Below are 236 nucleotides of genomic sequence, written 5' to 3' on the forward strand. Positions count from 1 at the left end.
CTCGGCATCGTCGTCGGACAGGCCGAGGCGATCGGCGACGCCGAGCTCCGCGACGTCGACCTGCGGGAGGACGATCGGGTGCGTGCGCGGACCGACAGCGGCCGGCGCCTGCTCCTCGACGGGTTCGCGCCGAGCCTCGCTCGGTGCACTGGGGGCAGCGGCATCCGCCTTCTGCGCTCCGGGCTCCGTCGGCCGGGTGAAGGCGGGTGCCGTCTGCGCGACGGGGGCGGGAGCGG

1 protein-coding gene is annotated in these 236 nt (G+C 76.7%); it reads right to left on the reverse strand.

Features of this window, described 5'->3' with window-relative positions:
- A partial coding sequence (locus tag SB660_RS23750) for a hypothetical protein (protein WP_410585058.1) occupies positions 1–236 on the reverse strand: 236 nt, incomplete at both ends.

Source organism: Bacillus sp. SIMBA_005, from assembly GCF_046535585.1.
Classification (GTDB): domain Bacteria; phylum Bacillota; class Bacilli; order Bacillales; family Bacillaceae; genus Bacillus; species Bacillus pumilus.